The 20,185-nt window shown below is 65.6% G+C and carries 7 protein-coding genes; all 7 read right to left on the bottom strand.

Features of this window, described 5'->3' with window-relative positions; all coding sequences use genetic code 11:
* Window positions 1-2: 2 nt before the first annotated feature.
* Window positions 3-842, bottom strand: a complete 840-nt coding sequence (gene ccsA, locus KOL99_RS21105) for a cytochrome c biogenesis protein CcsA (RefSeq protein WP_216512433.1) — start codon at window positions 840-842, stop codon at window positions 3-5.
* A 95-nt stretch (window positions 843-937) separates the two neighbouring features.
* Window positions 938-1,846, bottom strand: coding sequence for a hypothetical protein (locus KOL99_RS21100; protein ID WP_216512432.1), 909 nt, complete (start codon window positions 1,844-1,846; stop codon window positions 938-940).
* Entirely contained in the window at window positions 1,839-2,402 is a 564-nt protein-coding gene (locus tag KOL99_RS21095; RefSeq protein WP_328760917.1) for a hypothetical protein, read from the bottom strand. Before KOL99_RS21095 ends, KOL99_RS21100 begins: the two co-directional genes overlap by 8 nt.
* A gap of 169 nt (window positions 2,403-2,571) precedes the next feature.
* Window positions 2,572-9,372, bottom strand: a complete 6,801-nt coding sequence (locus KOL99_RS21090; RefSeq protein ID WP_236026544.1) for an Ig-like domain-containing protein — start codon at window positions 9,370-9,372, stop codon at window positions 2,572-2,574.
* A gap of 39 nt (window positions 9,373-9,411) precedes the next feature.
* Complete coding sequence (locus KOL99_RS21085; protein WP_216512431.1) at window positions 9,412-11,409, bottom strand: Ig-like domain-containing protein; 1,998 nt, start codon at window positions 11,407-11,409, stop codon at window positions 9,412-9,414.
* Between the two features lie 82 nt (window positions 11,410-11,491).
* Window positions 11,492-18,076, bottom strand: a complete 6,585-nt coding sequence (locus KOL99_RS21080) for a CxxxxCH/CxxCH domain c-type cytochrome (protein ID WP_216512430.1) — start codon at window positions 18,074-18,076, stop codon at window positions 11,492-11,494.
* A gap of 174 nt (window positions 18,077-18,250) precedes the next feature.
* The coding region (locus tag KOL99_RS21075; RefSeq protein WP_216512429.1) for a CxxxxCH/CxxCH domain c-type cytochrome at window positions 18,251-20,185 on the bottom strand (1,935 nt) is incomplete at its 5' end.

Raw genomic sequence — 20,185 nt, 5'->3', positions numbered from 1 at the left:
CCTTATGACATCTTGAAAACGTGCACCGAGCTCTTCATCAGGATGGAGACGCCGAAGAAGTTGATGATGACGGTCAAGAGCGCGCCGATCATGAGCCAGGAGAAGCGAGTGCCGCGCCACCCCATGGTGACCCGCAGGTGAATGGCGGCGCCGTACATGAGCCAGGAGATGAGCGACCAGGTCTCGACCGGGTCCCAGCTCCAGTAGGCGCCCCAGAGGTCCTTGGCCCAGATGGAGCCGGCGGCGATCATGATGGCGTTGGTGATGAAGCCGAAGACCAGGTACTTGAACATCAGGTCGTCGAGCCGCTCCGGCGAGAGGTCGGCGAAACGGTCGTCGGCGCTGGCAGTACCGCGGGCCGCGGCGCGCTCCTTCAGGAGGTAGATCACCCCGGCCGCCATGGCCAGGACGTAGGCGCCGAAGGAGAGCCAGGCGAAGAAGACATGGATGGCGAGCCAGAACGATTTCAGGGTGGCGGCCATGGGGGCCAGGGTCGGGTTGCGCATCACGCCGTACCCCATGATGAGCATGGTGGTGGGCACGGTGGCCACCGCGAACACCCGCAGCGACTTCTGCCGCCAGGCTACGAACAGGGTGGAGGCGATGATGAACCATCCCCCCATCAGGCCGTTCTCGTAGTCGGTGCTCCAGGGGAAGTGTCCCTGGGCGAAGTAGCGGGCGGCCACGGCGCCGGTGTGGACCGCGAGGCCGATTCCGATCAGGACCAGCAACTTGGGGACCACCTTCTCGTTTCTGAACACGAGGGCGTAGATGTACCCGCCGGCGGCGAGCGCGTAGATCACCAGGGAGAGCCAGAAACATATCGCTTCGTAATAGGCCAAGCCGTCACCTCATTCAAAAAAACGAATTTAACAGGGATAAAAGGGATACAAGGGATAAACAACAAAATGGCTTGGTTTTATCCCTGTTATCCCTGTTATCCCTGTTTAACGCCTTTGATTTTTACCAAAGCCACCAGCGCCGCCGCTAGGAAAAGCGCGGCAGCCGCCTGCAGCACCACCAGCCCGCGCCGGGTGCGGAACTCCAGCAGGGCGAACTTGCGCTGGTTCTCGATGACTACCTCGATCCCCTGCACGGAAACCTTCTGCCCCAGGCGGGCGTCCCCCTCGAACAGGCTCAGCTTGCCGCGCCGCACCTCAAGGTGGAAGAGATCCTTGTCCTCCCCCTTGGGCTTTTCCTGGCGCAGCAGGAACTGGTAGGGCAGCGTGTCGAACTCGAAGACCTGCTCGCCGTGAGTAAGATCGACCTTGACGAAAGATCGCTCCAGTTCGCCTTTCTCAAGGCTGCTCACCACGACGAGGGGGGCCAGCGCGGCGCCCTTGAAGCGGATCTCGCTGGAGCCGATCTCACGCCAGTTACCGTCAATCTCGGTGCCGACTCCCTTCTGTACGATGACGGCCCTGCCCGTCTTCCCGTCCGGCTCGACCCGGGTCAGGGTGAAGGATGCCTGGGGAAAGGGAGCAAGCGCTCCCTTGTGGCCGGAACTGAAGGAGCTGGGGAACGGCTCGTAGCTCTCCCCCTCCGCGAGGCTCAGCATCCCTTCGAACTGGAACAGGTAGGCGTAGGTGGCGGTCAACAGCAGGAAGAGCCCCGCCAGGCACAGACAAAGCTGACTGCGGGATCGCTCCAAAAGCGACATGACCAGGCTGGCAAGAAGCCCCAAGGCGATCAGCAGCGCGATGAAGCGGACACTGGTGAGATCGAGCACCGGCCAGCCCGGCTTCACGGCCCCTGTCGCGGTGAGCACCAGGGACCAGAACAGCAGGGACAGGGTGAGACCGAGGGTGACCAGGGGAACCAACTTTTTGCTGAACAGGCTAGACACCCTTCTTCACCCCTTTAACCGCTTCCCGCACCGGCTCACATTTTTGAACCAGCCATGCCCCGCCCTGGCGCACCATGCGGTAGCGCATCAGGGATCCAGTGCCGTGTACCTGCCCGACTTCCTTATAGGTCTTGCCGTCCTTGTACTGGTAGTTCCACTCCTCCTTGACCAGCACCGTGGCGCTCAAGGGGCCATCCTGCTGCACGCTGCGGAAATCGAGGGAGGCGATGTCGTACACCAGCACCCGCCCACCCATCCAGAGCGCTCCGGAATCCTTGACCAGGCTGTGGCGCACACCGACCGTGGCCGGCACGGCGCCGATGCCGCGCTTGTCCCCCTGGGAGGCATAGATATCCATGAAGCGGTTGTTGAACTCGGTGACCGCGGCCTTGATACGCTCGCTTTCGTCCAGGGAAGGGACCGCCTTCGCCAGCAGAAAGCGATAGTACGCCGCGTCGCCACAGGCCACTCCCACCAGGGGGAAAAGGACTAGCGGGGCCAGGAAGGCAAGCAGGTATGTCTTAAGGGTTGCTCTGGGCAGGACAGCCTCCGGCACATTAATCTGCAGCTGGTACGGCGGCCATTAAGATACCGTAGCTACAGCACAAATATCAAGTTTGTATTCCCCGTCAGGAAAGAAAAACAGTGCAGGTTCTGTGAGCGGCGTAACCGGTTTCACAGTCCCTGCACTGTCTGTGGGTGCTGCTTATGCTGCCGTTAACTTACTACTGCAGCGGCCTTGCGTAGACCGGGGTTCCGATCCTGCCGGTGCCCGCGGAGCCGTCATGCTTGTTGCAGGCTCCGCCCCAGGTGGAGGAGGCGGTGTAGCACGAAGGGGCCGTGGTGGTGGACCAGTTGGCCTCGGAGATGTTCAGGCCGAGCTCGCCGCCGTAGATGAAGCGGTAGCTCTTGGTCGTACCCTGGGTCAACGTGGTGATGCTGCGGTTGTTGCCGTGGATGCCGCCGATGTTGTTGACTCCGCCGCCCATGTGGCAGTTGAAGCAGATGATGCCATGGTCGTTGTAGGAGCCGACGGTCCAGGGGACGTTGTCGAGGCTGTTGTGCTCGATCCTCGCCTTACCGGTGACCGTGACGTTGGTGTTGTTATACACGGTGCTCAGGTGGCAGCGGTAGCAAACGAAGGTACCGGTGCCGTCGCTGGCGTTGGTGGTGGTGGCATCGGCGCCGTTTTTGTCCTGCAGCATCCGGGTCGAGTTCCTGGCGCCGTGGGCGTTGCTCTCGTTCAAGTGGCAGTCGGAGCAGTGCAGGCCGGTGTCCCAGGTCATGGCCACGCCGTCCTTGGAGGTGCCGGTCCAGCCGCCGCGCGAGGCGTAGGTGGAGGCGTAGGTCGCGGTGTAGCGCTTGGTGTAGATGTTTAGGTTGTGATGGCTGGCGTAGGCGCTGCCCACAGCGTTGCCGGAGTTGAACTGCGACTTGACGTTGAGCGGCGAGCCGCCGTCAAGCGGGTTGAACGGGGTCAGCTTCCTGGCCAGCGCGGTGCCGGTGGTGATGCCGGTACCGGCCGTATCGACGGTGATGGTGGCCGCGCCGTCGGAGTCGTGGCAGTTGACGCAGAAGCGGTCCATGTTGTCGCGGTCGGCGGAGGTGATGGTGGTCCCGCCGGCGCGGCGTCCCGGCCAGGACCAGTAGTTGGTGCCCGCAGTACCCGGGTTGCCCTGGCTGTCAACGTTCCTCAGGAGGATCGGAGCGCCGCTGGTGCCATGGAGGCTCACCTGCTTCACCGAGGTCTCGGTGGATGTGGTGTCACCCTCGGCGTGGCAGATGATGCAGTCCACGTTCTTGACGGTGGTGTTCTTGATGTGCCTGGACGGACGGACGAAGTCGTCGCCCGTGGAGCCAAGCGTCGCGCCCACGACCTGCTGGCGCACGCCACGCGGAGAGTTGTGGCACAAGAGGCAGCTGCCGCCGGAGCCCTTGAAGCCGGCGTTGTGCGAGTGGCACTGGGTGCAGTTGACGGTGCCGTTGTGGTTCGCCGTCGGGTTGTTGTACCTGTGGAAGTTGGTCGCGCTGTGGCACACCTCGCAGATACGGTTGGAGGTGGTGTGCGTCGAGTCGTTACCCTTGTCCGTCGCCGGGTTCAGGTAGGAGACTGCGACCGTCGGGCTGTTGTTGGTGGCCCAGTTGCTGCCGTCGCCGGTCGCCACGCTGGTGGTCATACGCATGATGTTGGCGGTACTCATGTTGTGGCAGGTGGCGCAGGTGAAGCCGCCGTATTTTTTGCCGGGCTCACCCCAGCCGCCGTTCGCGCTCCACTTGGTGGAACCGGTGGTTGTGGAGGTGTGCAGCATCGGGCTGTTGGCCCAGGCGGTGCGTACCGGGGTGTAGGGGCCGACGGCGACGCCGGTTGCCGAGTAGTTGCCGCGGGAATCCAGGGCGAAGATTTTGTAGTAGTAGACCGTGCCGTTGGCAAGCGGCGCGTCGATGAAGTTGTTCAGGCTCCCCGCGTAGGCCACGGTGCTGGAGCCGATGATGTTGTCCTGCAGGTAGTTCGCGCCCTCCACCGGGGTGTCGGTGACGGCGCTGCCGGCGCGGCGTAGCACCACGATGCCGGCGAAGTCGCTGTCAGCGGGGCTGGTCCAGTACAGCGAGTTGGAGGCGATGCCGGCGGCCCCGCCGGCGGCGGTGACGTTGGCCGGGGAGAGGTTGTCGATGGTGACCGTGGCCGAGGCGGTGTCGCCGTAGGATTTCGGGTTACTGGAGGTGATCGCGGTCACCGTGCCGGTAACGGCGTAGCTGGCGCCCGGAGGTACCGGCATCGACGTCGCCGTCTTGGCATTGATCACAAGGACGTACTGGGTCGGTGTCGTGGTCACCGTGATCGGGGTGGTCAGGGTGATGGCCACGGTGTTGGAACCCGGGTTGGCGGTGCCGTAAACGGTGGTGCCACTGTCATCGGTTACGTTGATGGATGCGATGCCGGCCCAGGTACCGTTGGCGAGCGCCACGGTAATGCCGGTTACGGTATCGGTCCCCGCCTGGGTGGCCAGGGTGAAGGTATCGAGGTCGATCTCGGTGGCCCCCGGCGCGACAGCGAGATTGATCTCGCCGGTGCCCTGGGCCACGATGGTGGTGGCCGCCGCGGTGGTGAAGCTCGTCGTGGTGCTGTAGGCCGAGATGTTGCCGGCAGCGTCCTTAGCCCTCACGTGCCAGTAGTAGGTGGTCCCGTAAGCCAAAATCGGCGCGAAGGAGAGGCCGGTTTGCCAGGTGCTCTGCTGCACCCCGGTGGTGAAGCCGGAGTTGGTGGCGATCTCAAAGAAGTACTGCACCGCCGCGCTGGTGTTGGCGTCGGTCGCCATGCTGGTGGACAGCGAGGCGGTCGTTGCCACCGCGGTGGCGAGGTTGGCCGGGGACGAGTTCGCGAAGCCGGTCGGGGCCACGGTGTCGACGTAGACCGAAACGCTGGACGGCGTCGGATCGGCGTTGGAGGCGTTGTCCACCGCGCGCGCCAGGATGGTATGGGCTACGTAGTCCTCGGCGGGCAGGGTCCAGGAGTAGCTCCAGGAGCCGGTGCCGGTTGCGGTGTTCCAGGAGGTGCCGTTGTTCACGGAAACCTGTACCGAGCCGACCGGGTTGGTGCCGGCGGTCGCGGTACCGCTGATTGCGGCCGGCGAGGTCGAGAAGACGGTGCCGGCGGTCGGTGCGGAAAGGACGGTCTCCGGTGCCACCACGCCCGAGGTGAAGCTCCAGGTGGTGGTGTAGGCCGTGGTATTGCCGGCGGCATCCTTCGCCTTCACGTGCCAGAAGTACTGGGTGCCCGGCGCCAGGGTCGGGGTGAAGGTGGTGCCGGTCTGCCACACGCTCTGCTGTACCCCGGTGGTAAACCCGGAGTTGGTGGCGATCTCGAAGAAGTACTGCACCGCTGCCGAGGTGTTGCCGTCGGTGGCGGCGGTCGAGGTGAGGGAAGCGTTAAGCGCCACGGCGGTGGCCAGGTTGGCCGGTGCCGAGTTGTTCAAACCTGCCGGAGCGACGTTATCTACGCGCACGGCGACCTGGGCCGGGGTGGCGTCGGCGTAGCCCAGTGAGTCCACACCCTTGGCGAGGATGATGTGCGCCACGTAATCCTCGCTGGACGGCGCCCAGGAGAAGGACCAGGAGGCGGTGCCGGTGGCGGCGGCCCAGGTGCTGCCGTTGTTGGTGGAGACCTGGACCGAGGCGAGCGGGTTGGCGCCCGCACTCGCGGTACCGGCGATCGATACCGGGCCGGTGGTGATCACGGCGTTGGCCGCCGGGGAACTCATGGTGGTGTCCGGAAACGCGATGGCCGAGGCGGAGCCGGAGATGGTGGCGCCGGCGGAAAGGTTACCGACCTCGTCCAGGGAGCAGACCCTGTAGTAGTAGGTGGTGCCGTTCACGACGGCGGTGTCGAAGTAGGAGGTGCCGTTGCCGGTATAGAGCGCGGTCCCGGAGCAGTCGGCCGGGGTGGAGACGTTCGATTTCACAACCTTGTAGCTGTTAACGGGGTCGAGGCCCGCGCCCGCGTCGGTCGCCGCGGTCCAGCTGAGGCTGATGTAGCCGTCGCCGGAGGAAGCGCTCGCGCCGCCGTCGGTCGGCGGGGTGGTATCGACCGCGAAGTCGAGGCCGGTGGCCACGGTGAAGTCAGGGGTGCCGGTGAAGGCGGTCCAGGCGCTGGATACGGCCTTGCCGTCCTTGGCCCTCACCCTCCAGTCGTAGGAGCCGTCGGCGAGACCGTTGCAGGTTGCCTTGGCGGTGGCCGGACCGGTGACGTAGGGGCTCGCGCAGTCGGCGATGCCGTCGTTGTTCAGGTCGACCTCGAGAAGGACCGGGTCGGAGTTGCCGCCGTCGATGGTGGCGCCGATGACCACCACGTTGGTGGTGGCTGCTGCGCCGGAGGCGATGGCCGTGCTGCCGTCGGCCTGGAACTGGGCCAGGGCGGTCGGCGCGGCCGGTGCGGCGTTGGTGAGCGAGACGGTGAAGTCGGGGTCGCTGCCGCCGAAGTCCACCCAGGCGCTGTTGTAGGTGCCGTCGGTGGTACGGGCGCGCCACTTGTAGGAGAGTCCGTCGGTGAGGCCGGAGCAGGCGGCGGAAGCTGTCGAGCCGCTGGTGACGGCGACGGAAGAGCAGTTCGCGACGCCGGCGAAGGCGTTGCCGTTGGTAATCATCTCCACCTGGAGAGTCACGTTGTCGCCGTTCACGTCAGTGACGGTGGACTTGATCACAACCGATGTGCTGGTCGCGGTCCCGGCCTGGGCGATGACGGTGCTGCCGTCGGCCTGGTACTGGCTGGCGGATGGTGCGTTCGGCGCGGTCGGAGCGATGGTGGTGAAGCTCCAGGTGGTGGTGTAGGCGCTGGTGTTGCCGGCGGCGTCCTTCGCCCGTACGTGCCAGTAATACGTGGTGCCGCCGACCAGGGTCGGTGCGAAGGTCCTGGTGGTCTGCCAGCCGCTTTGCAGCACGCCGGAGGTAAAGCCGCTGTCGGTGGCCAGTTCGAAGAAGTACTGCACCGCGGAGCTGGTATTTGCGTCGGTGGCGGCACCGGAACTGAGCGAAGTGGTGAGCGCCTGGTTGGTCGCCAGGTTGGCCGGGGCCGTATTGGTGAGGCCGGCCGGGGCCATGGTATCGACGATCACGGTGACCGAGGCGGGGGTGGTGTCCTCGTTGGAAGCGCTGTCAACGGCCTTGGCCAGAATGGTGTGGGAGACATAGTCCTCGGCAGGCAGGGTCCAGGAGAAGGACCAAGCCGAGGTACCGGTCGCCGCGCTCCAGGTGGAGCCGTTGTTGGTGGAAACCTGCACCGAGCCGAGTGCGTTGGTTCCCGCAGTGGCGCTACCGGTGATGGCGGCCGGGCTGGTGGAGAGCACCGCGGCGGCCGCCGGAGCGCTGATCGCGGTGTCCGGGCGAACGATGGGGGCCGACGTGGTGTAGCTGAACGGATAGGAGCTGTTCATCGCGTTGCCGGCGGTATCGGTGATGCCGGTACCGGTGGTCACGGTGTAAGAGGTGGAGCCGGCCTGGCCGGTCGGAGTGAAGACGGCCTGGCTTCCGGAGCAGCTAGTCCTGGACCAGGTGACCGCGGGCGAGATGGTAACGCTGGTAGTGGTCACCGTGGCGCAGTTCACCACCTCACTGAAGTTCAGGGTAACGGTGCTGTCCGGGGTAATGCCGGTGGCGCCGCTGGTCGGGACGGTGCTGGTCACGTTCGGATGCACGCTATCGACCAGGACGCTAACCGGGGAGGCGTACACGGCGGAGACGTTGCCCGCTGCGTCCTTGGCCCAGGGGTACAGGGTGTAGCTGCCGTCGGCGGTGACCGTGTAGCTGGTCGGCGCGCTGGCGGTCCAGCCTGCAGCTCCGGCAAGCGGTGCGGTGGCGCTGGTGGTGATCATGTAGCCGGTCACGCCGCGGGCATCCGTTGCGGCGAAGCCGGAAACCGGGATGGTCCAGGCAGTGGCCGGGGTGGTGGCGGCGAAGCCGGCGGAAACCAACGGTTTGGTTGAATCGACCACCACCGCGACCGGCGAGGCGTATACGAGGGAGACGTTGCCGGCCGCGTCCTTGGCCCAAGGGTACAGGGTGTAGCTGCCGTCGGCGGCAACCGTGTAGCTCGTGGGCGCCGAGGCGGTCCAGCCCGCGTCGGTGCTAAGCGGTGCCGTGGCGCTCGTGGTGATCATGTAGCCGGTGACACCGGTGTTGTCCGTGGCTGCAAAGCCGGAAACCGTGATGGTCTTGGAGGACGACGGGGTCGTGGCGGCAAAGCCCGCAGAGACCACCGGTTTGGTGGTGTCCGAAGTTTGGGCGGTGACGGTGATGGTTATCGCCTGGGATTTGTTGGCCTTGGTGTTCTTGGAGGCGTAGTAGTGACCTACACCGGCCACGTTGATGGTGTAGGTACCCGCTGGGGTATTCGCGGGCACGTTGATCACCACGTCGGTTCCCATCTTGTCTGCCACGCCGTCCTTGTCGCCCGGGGTGGTGGTGCTGCCGTCGTCATAGGCTGCGCCGGACGAATCCCCCCAAAGCGGGGAGCCGGAATAGTCGATGTTGTAGCCGATTGGTGAACTGGGCCAGGTGGCACTTGTGTCAAGGACTGTCCCGGTGCGCCAGTTCCAGCCACCCACGGAGTCCCACACCGTGTTCCAGCCGGTAATACCGGCGTTGGTGGCGGTACCGCTACTGATGCTCCATGCGGTCGGGGTGACCGAAGGGAGACCTACCACGAAGGACATCCCCGTGTTGCTTGCAGCATAAGTCATCCCGGTAGCTATCCATTCCACCTCGAAGGAGGTCCCGGCTTCGACGGTCAAGGCCGTAGGCGAGGACGGGTATTTGACCCCTTTGTAGATGATGCCCCAGGCGAGGCTGGCTGTCGTGGATGTGGCGACGTGGCAGTTGCCGGTAAGGCAGGTAGCGTTCCTGGTTGGCTGCGCCAGGGCATCCGGCCTCGGCAGCGCCAGCAGAACGAACAGGCCGAGCAACAACAGCGCCAGCAGGCTGTTGGACGGTAAAGGGAACCTTGTTGCCCGATTTTGAACTCTCGAACTATCCATCTTGATCCTCATGCTATCGAATTCCATCGAGTGCCGCTCCTAGTATTGCGTCCAGCTGCCGTTCGCGCCCTTGCTGTCGGTAGCGCGGGCCTGCCATTTGAAACGCCCGTTGGTGATGCCGTTGCAGGTGGCGGCCGCGGTGCTGCCGCTGGCGACCAGGGTGCTGCTGCAGGTCGGGGTGCCGGTGAAGCCGGCGGTCACGTCGGCGAGTTCGATGTCGAGTTGCACCGTGTCGCTGTCCGGGTCGGTTACCGTCCCTTTGAAGACCAGGGTGGTCAGGTTGGTGTACAGGCCCTTGGTCAGCACCGTGGTGCCGTCGCTCTTGTACTGCACCAGCGAGGCGGGCACGCCCGGAGCGTTGTTCGGTGCCGGTGCCGAGGTGGTGTAGCTGAAGGGGTAGCTGGCGGCCAGCGTGTTCCCGGCCGTATCGGCCACGGCAGCACCTACCGTCACCGTGTAAGAGGTGGAGTTGGCCTGCCCGGACGGGGTGAACACCGCCTGGGTCCCGGAGCAGCTGGTCCTGGTCCAGGTCACCGCCGGGGAGATTGTTACCGTACTGGTGGTCACCGTGGTGCAGTTCACGTTCTCGCTGAAGTTCAGGGTCACCGCACCGTTGAGGGTGGTCCCGGTGGCGCCGTTCACCGGCACCGTGCTCGACACCGTCGGCTTCACCGTGTCGACGACGACAGCGACCGGAGAGCCGTACACCGCGGAGACGTTGCCGTAAGTGTCCTTGGCCCAGGGATACAGGGTGAAGCTGCCGTCGGAGGCGACCGTGTAGTTGGTGGGTGCCGTGCCCAGCCACCCAGCGTCACCGGCCAGCGGCGCCGTGGAGCTGGTGGTGATCATGTAGCCGGTCACGCTGTTGGCGTCGGTGGCTGCGAACCCGGAGACGGTGATGGTGCGGGACAGCGACGGGGTGGTGGCAGCAAAGCCCGCCGAGACCACCGGCTTGGTGGAGTCGACGAAGACGGCCACCGGGGAGGCGTACACGGCGGAGACGTTGCCGGCTGCGTCCTTGGCCCAGGGGTACAGGGTGTAGCTGCCGTCGGCGGCAACCGTGTAGCTGGTCGGGGCCGAAGCGGTCCAGCCTGCTGCGCCGGAAAGCGGAGCGGTGGAGCTGGTGGTGATGATGTAGCCGGTGACGCCGGTGTTGTCGGTGGCGGCGAAGCCGGAAACCGGGATGACCTTGGAGAGAGAGGGGGTGGTGGCGGCAAACCCGGCGGAAACCACCGGCTTGGTCGTGTCGCCACCCCCGCCGGATGATACCGTGACCGTGATGGCCTGCTCAACATGTGACTTCGAGGTATCGTGGCCTACGCCGAGCACCACTATGGTGTAGGTGCCCGCAGCGGTGCCGGCCGGAACCGTCACGATGGCGTCGGCACCCATGTTGTCGGCGATGCCGTCTAGGTCCTTGCCTGCTGTGGCGTTGTCGTAGGCCGCGTTCCGGCTCCCAGTGTCCCAGGCGGTGGTGTCGTAACTGATGGTGTAGCCGACCGGGCTGCTCGGGTACTCGGTCGCTGTACTGTAGGAGTTCGCGGTGGCCCAGCCGGCGGGTACGCCGTCGGCGGCATCCCACACCGCGTTCCAGCCGGAGATCGCGGGAGAGTTCACGGTGCCTTTGGCGAGAGTCCAGCCGGTCGGCAGGGCGATCTCGACGCCGACACCGACCTGCCCCCCCGCGGCGTTGGTCACTTTGGTCACCTTCCAGTCCACTTCAAAGCTCCCACCCGGCGCCACAGTAACCGAGGTGCCAACGGCGCCGTTGATCGCGGTGGTGATGGTCGCGTCCGGGTCTACCTGCGAGTGGCAGGAGCTGCAGGAGTCGAACTTGCTGGGCCAGGCGTCGGCGTTAGGCAGGAAGTAAGAAGTGGCAAAGAATCCGGTGAACAGCAGGACCATCACCAGCGACGCGACCAGGTTCATGCGCACACGCCCCCTCACGTTCCCGATGATCCCTTCCTGCGACTGGACAGCTGCCAGTTCCGAACATTCCTCCGGGTGGATTCCTGCTTCTGCAACTGCTTTTTTCATAGTGAGCTCTTCCCCATCGTTTTTTGCCGTTGTGTATCGGAATTCAAAGCCTCTCCCGGGCCGGAGCCCGGGAGGACCGTGGTTACAGGTTGAGATGGCACATGGTGCAATCGCGTGCCCCGCCGAAGTCGTTGGTCCAGTGTACGGTCACGCCGTTGTGGCAGGAGATGTTGGAGCAGCTGCCGGAGGCATAAGAGCCGACCGTGAGGTAGTTCTTCGAGGTGTCGTAGCTCGATGCACCTTGCTTGTAGGTGCGGGTCTTGTTCCAGCCGGCGATGCCGCCGGTGTAGGAGACGAACACCGCGTCGGTGACCTGGGCCTTGGACTTCATGTAGGTCGTCGGCACGAAGGCGATGTCGTTCTTGCCGTTGACGTGGTTTGCCAGGTTGGTGATCCTGGAGGCGCCGAGGGCGTCGGTGTTGTTGCCGGTGGTGTTGCCGTGGCAGGCCGCCGTGGAGCAGGAGCTATTGTACTTGTTCCTGGCGAAGCTGACCGTGGTGTAGTGGCAGATGTTGCAGCCGATGGTGGTCGACTGTGCCGGGTCGCCGTGGCCGGCGTTGACACCCACCGCACCGGCAGCAGGGAGCAGGCCGCTGGTGCCGCTGAAGATGTCGTCGTAGTGGATGCCCACCGCGTGCGCCGCGTGCGAGTCGGTGCTCGGGGCGTTTTCGTGGCAGCCCGAGCAGCGGGTGGCCGCGGTGTAGGTCTGGTTCCACTGAGGGGTCGTGGTATCCGCATGGCAGTAAACGTTGGAGCAGGCCACCGTGCCGGTACCGGTGCTGCCGACCAGGCCCGACACCGTGTTCTTCTTCCTCAGCGTGCTGGCACCCGTGACGGTGTTCAGTTCCACCTCGACGGTCCCGTTCATGTGGTTGGCCAGGGTGACCGGGTGGCAGTTGGCGCAGCCGAAACCGTAGGCCTTCCAGGTGACGCCGTCGGTATCGGAGCCGGTGGAGAGGTTGGCCGTGTAGTTGTAGAACGGCAGGGTGCCCCAGGCGGTGCCGACGTGGCGGGTGTGCGCGCCGGACAGGGTGGCGTGGCACCCTTTGCAATCCAGCGTCGCGCCCCACACGGCGTTGGTGGCGGTGTAGCCGGTGCCGGCGTGGCAGGATACGTTGGAGCAGGTCTTGCCGCCCGGGTAGCCGAAGCTCGCGGTGCCGCCGGCCAGGACGTCAGCCACCTTGTTGGTGTGGTTGCCGATGATCTGGGTGCCGGTGGCGTCGACGGTCCCGCTGTGGCAGAGCACGCAGGTGGTGGCGCCGACTGCCTTCACGTGCTTCTGGTGCGAGTTGGCGCTGGCGGAACCGGCGGCGCCGCTTACGTAGTTAGGCTCGCCGGCCACGGAGTTGAAGGCGACACCGGCGGTCGGGGTGAGCTGGGCGCCGTGGCAGCCGTTGCAGCCCAGGGCCGCGCCGCTCCAGGACGGGTTCCCCGGCTCGACGGTGGCCACCATGCCGGTCTGGCTCTTCTTGCCGGAGGTGTGGCAGTAGGTGGCGGAGCAGGTGCCGGAAACGTAGGTGCTGCTCTTGCCCGCCCTCACGCCGGAGTAGTCGACGAAGGTGTTGCCGTGCTTGACGGTGTCGATGATCTGGCTGTCGCTGGAGACCGTCTTGGCGTGGCAGTCGGCGCAGCCGTAGTTGCCGCCCATGCTCGCGTTGTTGATGTGCGCGGTGTGCTTGCCGGTAACGAGGACGTTGCTTACCAAGGCGACCGGGCCGCCGTGGCAGCCGTTGCAACCGAGGGTCGCACCCCATTGTGCGCTCGGCACGCCGGCCACGATGCCGTTACCGCTATGGCAGGAGATGTTGGAGCAGGTCTTGGCGGCCTGCTTGCCGAAGATCTTGCCGCCGCCGGCGGTGTAGTTGTTGAAGGCGTTGATGTGCTGCCCACCCGCCACGATGGTGCTGCCGGTGGTCGTGGTCTTGGAGTGGCAGTAAACGCAGGTAGCGGCCCCGCTTGCCCCGACGTGTTTCTTGTGGGAGTTGGCGTTGTCGGAACCGGCTGCGCCGGAGATGTAGTTCGGCTCGCCCGCGACCGAGTTGAACTCGATGCCGGCGGTCGGCAGTACCTGTGCGCCGTGGCAGCCGGTGCAGCCCATGGCCGACCCGCTCCAGGACGGAGCCGCCGGCTCGACAGTCGCCACCATGCCGGTGAAGCCCTTCTTGCCGGAGGTGTGGCAGTAGGTGGCGGAGCAGGAACCGGAAACGTAAGTGGTGCTCCTGCCTGCCTGGACGCCGGAGTAGTCCACGAAGGCGTTCAGGTGCTTGGTGGAGTCGGAGACCACGGAATCGCTGGAAACCGTCTTCGAGTGGCAGGCGGCGCAGCCGATGTTGTCGCCGATGACGCCCGCCTGGTTCACGTGGGCCGTGTGCTTGCCGGTGGCGATGATGTTGCTCACCAGCGACGCCGGGCCGCCGTGGCAGCCGTTACAGGAAAGCGTCGCGCCCCACTGCGCGTTGGCGACGCTGGCGACGATGCCGTTGCCGGAGTGGCAGGTGATGTTGGAGCAGGTCTTGTTGGTCACCTTGCCGAACTTGCCGTTGGCGGAGGTGTAGTTGCTCAGGCGGTCCAGGTGCTGGTTGTTCGCGATGAGGGTAGTTCCGTCAGCCGTGGTCTTGGAGTGGCAGGTGGCGCAGGTGGAAGCCCCTGCCGCACCAACGTGCTTCTGGTGCGAGTTTGCATTGTTAGAGCCGGCGGCGCCGGAGACGTAGTTCGGCTCGCCCGCCACCGAGTTGAAGGCGACGCCGGCGGTCGGCAGGGTTTGCGCGCCGTGGCAGCCGTTGCAGCCCATGCCCGCGCCACTCCAGGAAGGAGCTGCCGGCTCGACGGTGGCGACCATGCCGGTCTGCCCCTTCTTGCCCGAGGTATGGCAGTAGCTGGCGGAGCAGGTGCCGCCCGCGTAGGTGCTGCTTTTGCCCGCCTTGGCGCCGGAGTAGTCGGCAAAGGCGTTCAAGTGCTTGGTGCTGTCGGAGACTCCCGAGTCGCTGGAAACGGTCTTGGAGTGACACTCGACACAACCAAGGTTGGTGCCGAGGATGTTGGCCTGGTTCACGTGGGCGGTGTGCTTGCCGGTGTTGAGGATGTTGCTCCCCAAGGCGGTCGGGCCGCCGTGGCAGCCGTTACAGCCAAGGGTCGCGCCCCACTGGGCATCGCCGACGTTGGTGACGATGCCGTTGCCGGAGTGGCAGGAGATGTTGGAGCAGGTCTTGTTGGCAACCTTGCCGAAGGTCTTGCCGTTACCCGCGGTGTAGTTGTTGAAGCGGTCCATGTGCTGGCCGCCCGCCACGATGCTGGTGCCGTTGGTGGTGGTCTTCGAGTGGCAGTTGGCGCAAGTGGTGGCGCCAGCGGCCCCTACGTGCTTGAGGTGCGAGTTGGCGTTGCCGGAACCTGCGGTGCCGGAGACGTAGTTCGGCTCGCCCGCGACCGAGTTGAAGGCGACGCCTGCGGTCGGAGTCAGCTGTGCGCCGTGGCAGCCAGTGCAGCCCATGGCCGCGCCGCTCCAGGACGGGTTGGCCGGTTCAACGGTCGCCGCCATGCCGGTGACGCCTTTCTTGCCGGAAGTGTGGCAGTAGGTGGCGGAGCAGGTGCCGGAGACGTAGGTGCTGCTCTTGCCCGCCTTGGCGCCCGAGTAGTCGAGGAAGGCGTTCAGGTGCTTGGTGGTGTCGGAGACCAAGGAGTCGCTGGAGACCGTCTTCGCGTGGCACTCGACGCACCCAATGTTGTCGCCGATGACGCCGGCCTGGTTCACGTGAGCGGTGTGCTTGCCGGTATTGAGGATGTTGCTTCCGAGGGCCACCGGGCCGCCGTGGCAGCCGTTACAGTTAAGCGTTGCGCCCCACTGGGCGTTGGCCACGTTGGTGACGATGCCGTTGCCGGAGTGGCAGGAGATGTTGGAGCAGCTCTTGTTGACCACCTTGCCGAAGGTCGTGCCGTTGCCGGAGGTGTAGTTGATGAAGCGGTCGGCGTGCTGGCCGCCGGCAACGAGCGTGGTGCCGTTGGCGGTGGTCTTCGAGTGGCAGTTGGCGCAGGTGGAAGCACCCGCCGCGCCCACGTGCTTCTGGTGCGAGTTCGCGTTATTGGACCCGGCGGCGCCGGAGACGTAGTTCGGCTCGCCTGCAACCGCGTTGAAGGCGACACCGGCGGTCGGCAGAGTCTGTACGCCGTGGCAGCCGTTGCAGCCCATGGCCGCGCCGCTCCAGGACGGGCTCCCCGGCTCGACGGTGGCCACCATGCCGGAGAGCCCCTTCTTGCCCGAGGTGTGGCAGTAGGTGGAGGAGCAGGTGCCGCCCGAGTAGGTGGTGCTCCTGCCGGCCTTGGCACCGGAGTAGTCGATGAAGAAGTTCAGGTGCTTGCTGCTGTCGGAGACGACTGAGTCGCTGGACACGGTCTTCGAGTGGCACTCGACGCAGCCGTAGTTGTCGCCCAGCACGCCGGCCTGGTTCACGTGGGCGGGGTGCTTGCCGGTGTTGAGGATGTTGCTCCCCAGCGCGGTCGGGCCGCCGTGGCAGCCGTTGCAGTTGAGGGTCGCGCCCCACTGGGCGTTGGCCACGTTGGCGACGATGCCGTTACCGGAGTGGCAGGAGATGTCGGAGCAGGTCTTGTTGGCAACCTTGCCGAAGGTCTTGCCGCCGCCCGCGCTGTAGTTGTTGAAGCGGTCCAGGTGCTGGCCACCCGCCACGATGCTGGTGCCGTTGCTGGTGGTCTTCGAGTGGCAGCTGACGCAGGTGGTGGCGCCGGCGGTGCCCACGTGCTTCTGGTGCGAGTTGGCGTTGCTGGAACCGGCGGTGCCGGAGACGTAGTTCGGCTCGCCCGCGACCGAGTTGAAGGCGACACCCGCGGTCGGGGTCTGCTGCGCGCCGTGGCAGCCGTTGCAGCCCAGTGCCGCGCCGCTCCAGGACGGGTTCCCCGGCTCGACGGTGGCCACCATGCCGCTCTGCCCCTTCTTGCCCGAGGTGTGGCAGTAGGTGGAGGAGCAGGTACCGGCGCTGTAGGTGGTGCTTCTGCCGGCCTTGGCGCCGGAGTAGTCGACGAAGTTGTTCATGTGCTTCGAGCTGTCCGAGATCACGGAGTCGCTCGAGACCGTCTTGGCGTGGCAGTCGACGCAGGTCATGTTGTCACCGATCACGCCCGCCTGGTTCACGTGCTGGGTATGCTTGCCGCTGCCGATGACGTTGCTGCCGAGGGCGATCGGGCCGCCGTGGCAGCCGTTACAGTTCAGCGTGCCGCCCCACTGGGCGTTGCCGACGTTGGCGACGATGCCGTTGCCGGAGTGGCAGGAGATGTCGGAGCAGGTCTTGTTGGCCTGCTTGCCGAAGGTCTTGCCGTTGCCCGAGGTGAAGTTGATGAAGCCGTCGATGTGCTGCCCGCCGGCGACCAGCGCGGTGCCGTTAGCGGTGGTCTTCGAGTGGCAGTTGGCGCAGGTGGCGGCCCCTGCCGCGCCCACGTGCTTGTCGTGGGAGTTGGCGGTCGCGGAACCTGCGGTGCCGGAGACGTAGTTAGGCTCGCCTGCAACCGAATTGAAGGCGACCCCTGCGGTGGGGGTCTGCTGTGCGCCGTGGCAGCCGTTGCAGACCATGGCCGCGCCGTTCCAGGAGGGTGCTGCCGGCTCAACCGTCGAGGCCATGCCGGTGACGCCCTTCTTGCCGGAGGTGTGGCAGTAGCTGGTGGAGCAGGTACCTGCGGAGTAGTTTTTGCCGGCCTTGGCGCCGGAGTACTCGACGAAGGTGTTGACGTGGTTCGCGATGGTGCCGATGGCGGAGTCGCTGGCAGCGGTCTTGCCGTGGCAGTCGGCGCAGCCGTAGTTGCTGCCCAGGGTCCCGCCGTTGTTGATGTGGGCCTGGTGCTTGCCGGTAGCGAGGACCTTGGTCCCCAGGGACGCCGGACCACCGTGGCAGCCGTTGCAGCCCAGGGTCGCGCTCCCCCAGGAGGGGGCGGTGGTCACCGTGAAGGGACCGGTCTTGGTGGTACCGTCGCTGTGGCAATAGGTGCCCGAGCAAGTTCCAAAGGTATTGGTCTGGCTCGGGAGAAAATCGTTGGTCGGGCCGGAGTAGCTCCCGCCGTTGTTGGGTGCCGCGGTGAAATTGAGTGCGATGCCGCGGTGGGTCACGCTGGTGGCATGCGCAAACGGTGCAGCCTCGGCGCTGTGGTCGGAGTGGCATTTTACGCAGGCGCCGGTGCCGGTGCCGTAGTAGGTGCCGTGCTTGGAGCCGGAAACCGGGTGTCCAGCGGTCATCGAGGCGCCGTGGCAGCTGTTGCAGTCCGCCGGGCTGGCAAACGCAGCGCTCCCCCAGGTCGGGCTGGTGCGCTCGAAGTGACAGTTCACGTTGGAGCAGGATCCCAGCGGATTCGGGGGCACCGAGGTCTGGTTCACGAAGGCACGGCTGTAGCTGCCCGTCGCGGAACCGTTGATGTTCCCGGAGACCTTGATGTCAGCGGTACGGTGGCCGTTTTGGTACACGAGCACGCCGGAGCCGTGGCACTTGACGCACGATTGGGCGTTACTGTCGGCATGGCTGCCATGGTTGCCCTTGAATGCGCCCGTGGCGGGAATGCGCCGCCCATTGGCTGAATCAAGAGGAGGCATGGTGTGGCAGGCGTCGCAACCGTAGTCATACTGCGGTACGGCCTCGGCCTTGGTGCCAGCGAAGAGCGCAACTGCCATCGTCATCAGCAAAGCTATCACTCGTGGGTTGTACCATCCGAGTCTGCGGTAGCCCCTCATTTCCACTCCTTTATCTCAAAACACCTGACCGTAGTGCCATTGCATTTAACGACCCGGCGGGGGGGAATGCACCCCCCGCCGGGGTTTTTTACATCCCGATAAAGCTTCTTTTACTGCTTACTACCTTTCGGTGCTCCACTTCGCGCTCGGCCTGAAGTGGCAGCTCACGTTGAAGCAGCTGCCCGACTTGTTGGTCCCGCCGGAAACCAGCGTCGCGCTGGTGTAGGTGGCGAGGGCGTCGTCGGAGAAGCGGTACTGCGGGTCGATCTGGACGGAGACGCTTTCCACGTGGGTCCTGATGGGCAGGGCACGGGCGTGGGTAGCATCGCTCCCCTTGTGGCAGGGGAGGCAGTTAGCCCAACCCTCGCTCGGCTTGGCGTCCTTCTTGATGTGCGCCACGAGGATGTGGGCACCGCCGCCGCCGGAGTAGTCTTCGAAGCGGGCCGAGGACCAGTTCCCCTGCACGCCGAAGGTGATGGCGTTGAGGGTCTTGCGCGGTGCCGGCGGGTAGCCGTGGCAGGCGTCGCAACCGCCGTTGGGCACGAACGCGAGGCCGGTGGCCGGGTTGTGCACGTGGCAGGTGGTGCAGTCCGTGGTCGAGGCCACGTGGTCCTGTGCCGGCAGACCGGCCTTGGTGAAGTACTGGGTGCTGGTGTGGCAGACCTGGCAGACGCCGGTCTGCGCGCCGTTGGCGAAGGTGTTGTTGCCGGTGAAGCTGACGGCGGTGCCGTTGATGGTGGTGTTGACCATCATGCTGTTGGCGGTACCGTGCGCGTTGTGGCAGTCCGCGCACTTGGCGCCCAGGCCGGAAGCCTGGTGGGCCTTCACGTTGAGCTTGTTGCCGGTGACCTTGGCGGCGTTGGTATGGCAGTAGTCGCACTCGAGGTTGGTGGCGCCGACCATCACGCCGAGAAGACGCTTGTTGTCGCCGAGCACGCCGCTGATGTGAGCGGAGCTGCTGTCGTGGCAGGCGGCGCAGGCCTGGGCGATGCCGGCCTTGCCGTGGCCCTTGGTGGCTGCCAGGGTCTTGTCGGGAGCGGTGATGCCGCCGATGACGGAGAGCTGGCCCCCTGCGGTGCTATGGCAGCTTTCGCAGGTGACGCGCCCGGTGGTCCAGTTGGTGCTCTGCTTGTGGCAGGTGGAGCAGGTGCCGATCTTGTTCATGCCGGCAGCCAGGTTCAGCGTGCCGTCGACGTGGGTCACCGCAGTGTTCGAGGTGTGGCAGTTCGAGCAGGAGGTGGCCAGGGTGGAGTTGAATTTCGGGCCGTACGCCGCGCTGAAGTGCTGCGCGTGCGCGTTGGAGCTGATCAGGCCGCCGGTGGTGTTGGAGAGCGCGGTATGGCAGGTACCGCAGGCGCCGGATGCCGTGTTGTTCCACTGCGGGGTTGCCGAGAGGTGGCAGGAGGTGGCGCAGGTCTTGTTGTTGGAGGTCCAGGTGACGACCTGGGCGCCGGCAACCTCGACGGTCGCGTCGCCGTGCAGCGCCTTGTTGGCGAAGCTGGAGCTGCCCGAAACGGTGGAAGCGTGGCAGGTGTCGCAGGCATAGCCCTTGGTGTTCACGTGCTTGGCGTGGGCGTTGGTGGTCAGGGTCTCGGAATCGCCGTGGCAGCCGTTGCAGCCAAGCGACGCGCCCCATTTCACGTCGGGCACGTTGGCCACGATACCGTTGCCGCTGTGGCAGGATACCGCGGAGCAGGAGTTGCCGACCAGGGTGAAGCTCTTGCCGTTGCCGGCTTTCAGGTCGCGGGTGTTGTTGGTGTGGAAGCCGCCCGCCTTGATGCTGGTGCCGTTCACGGTGGTGTCGGCGTGGCAGCTCGCGCAGTCGGCGGCCGAGGCCACGTGGTTATCGTGGCTGTTGGCGCGCAGCTGGTCGGCGCCGGCGTTGGAGTAGTTCGGCTCGCCCGCGATGGAAGCGAAGGCCGGGGTGGCGTCGGAACCGTGGCAGGACTTACAGTCGAGCGCGGTGGAACCGGTCCAGGTTACGCTCTTCATGGTCCCTTTGCCGTCGCTGTGGCAGTAGGAGGTGGAGCAGGTACCCGATACCGGGGTACCGAC

The organism is Geomonas azotofigens, from assembly GCF_018919395.1.
Taxonomy (GTDB): domain Bacteria; phylum Desulfobacterota; class Desulfuromonadia; order Geobacterales; family Geobacteraceae; genus Geomonas; species Geomonas azotofigens.
The sequence above is the reverse complement of the archived record's forward strand: the minus strand, read 5'-3'. Positions and strand labels throughout refer to the sequence as shown.

Excerpts from the sequence above, each read along its gene's own strand:
- KOL99_RS21090 (WP_236026544.1), bottom strand. The coding sequence starts at position 9,372 with ATGGATAGTTCGAGAGTTCAAAATCGGGCAACAAGGTTCCCTTTACCG.
- KOL99_RS21085 (WP_216512431.1), bottom strand. The coding sequence starts at position 11,409 with ATGAAAAAAGCAGTTGCAGAAGCAGGAATCCACCCGGAGGAATGTTCG.
- KOL99_RS21080 (WP_216512430.1), bottom strand. The coding sequence starts at position 18,076 with ATGACGATGGCAGTTGCGCTCTTCGCTGGCACCAAGGCCGAGGCCGTA.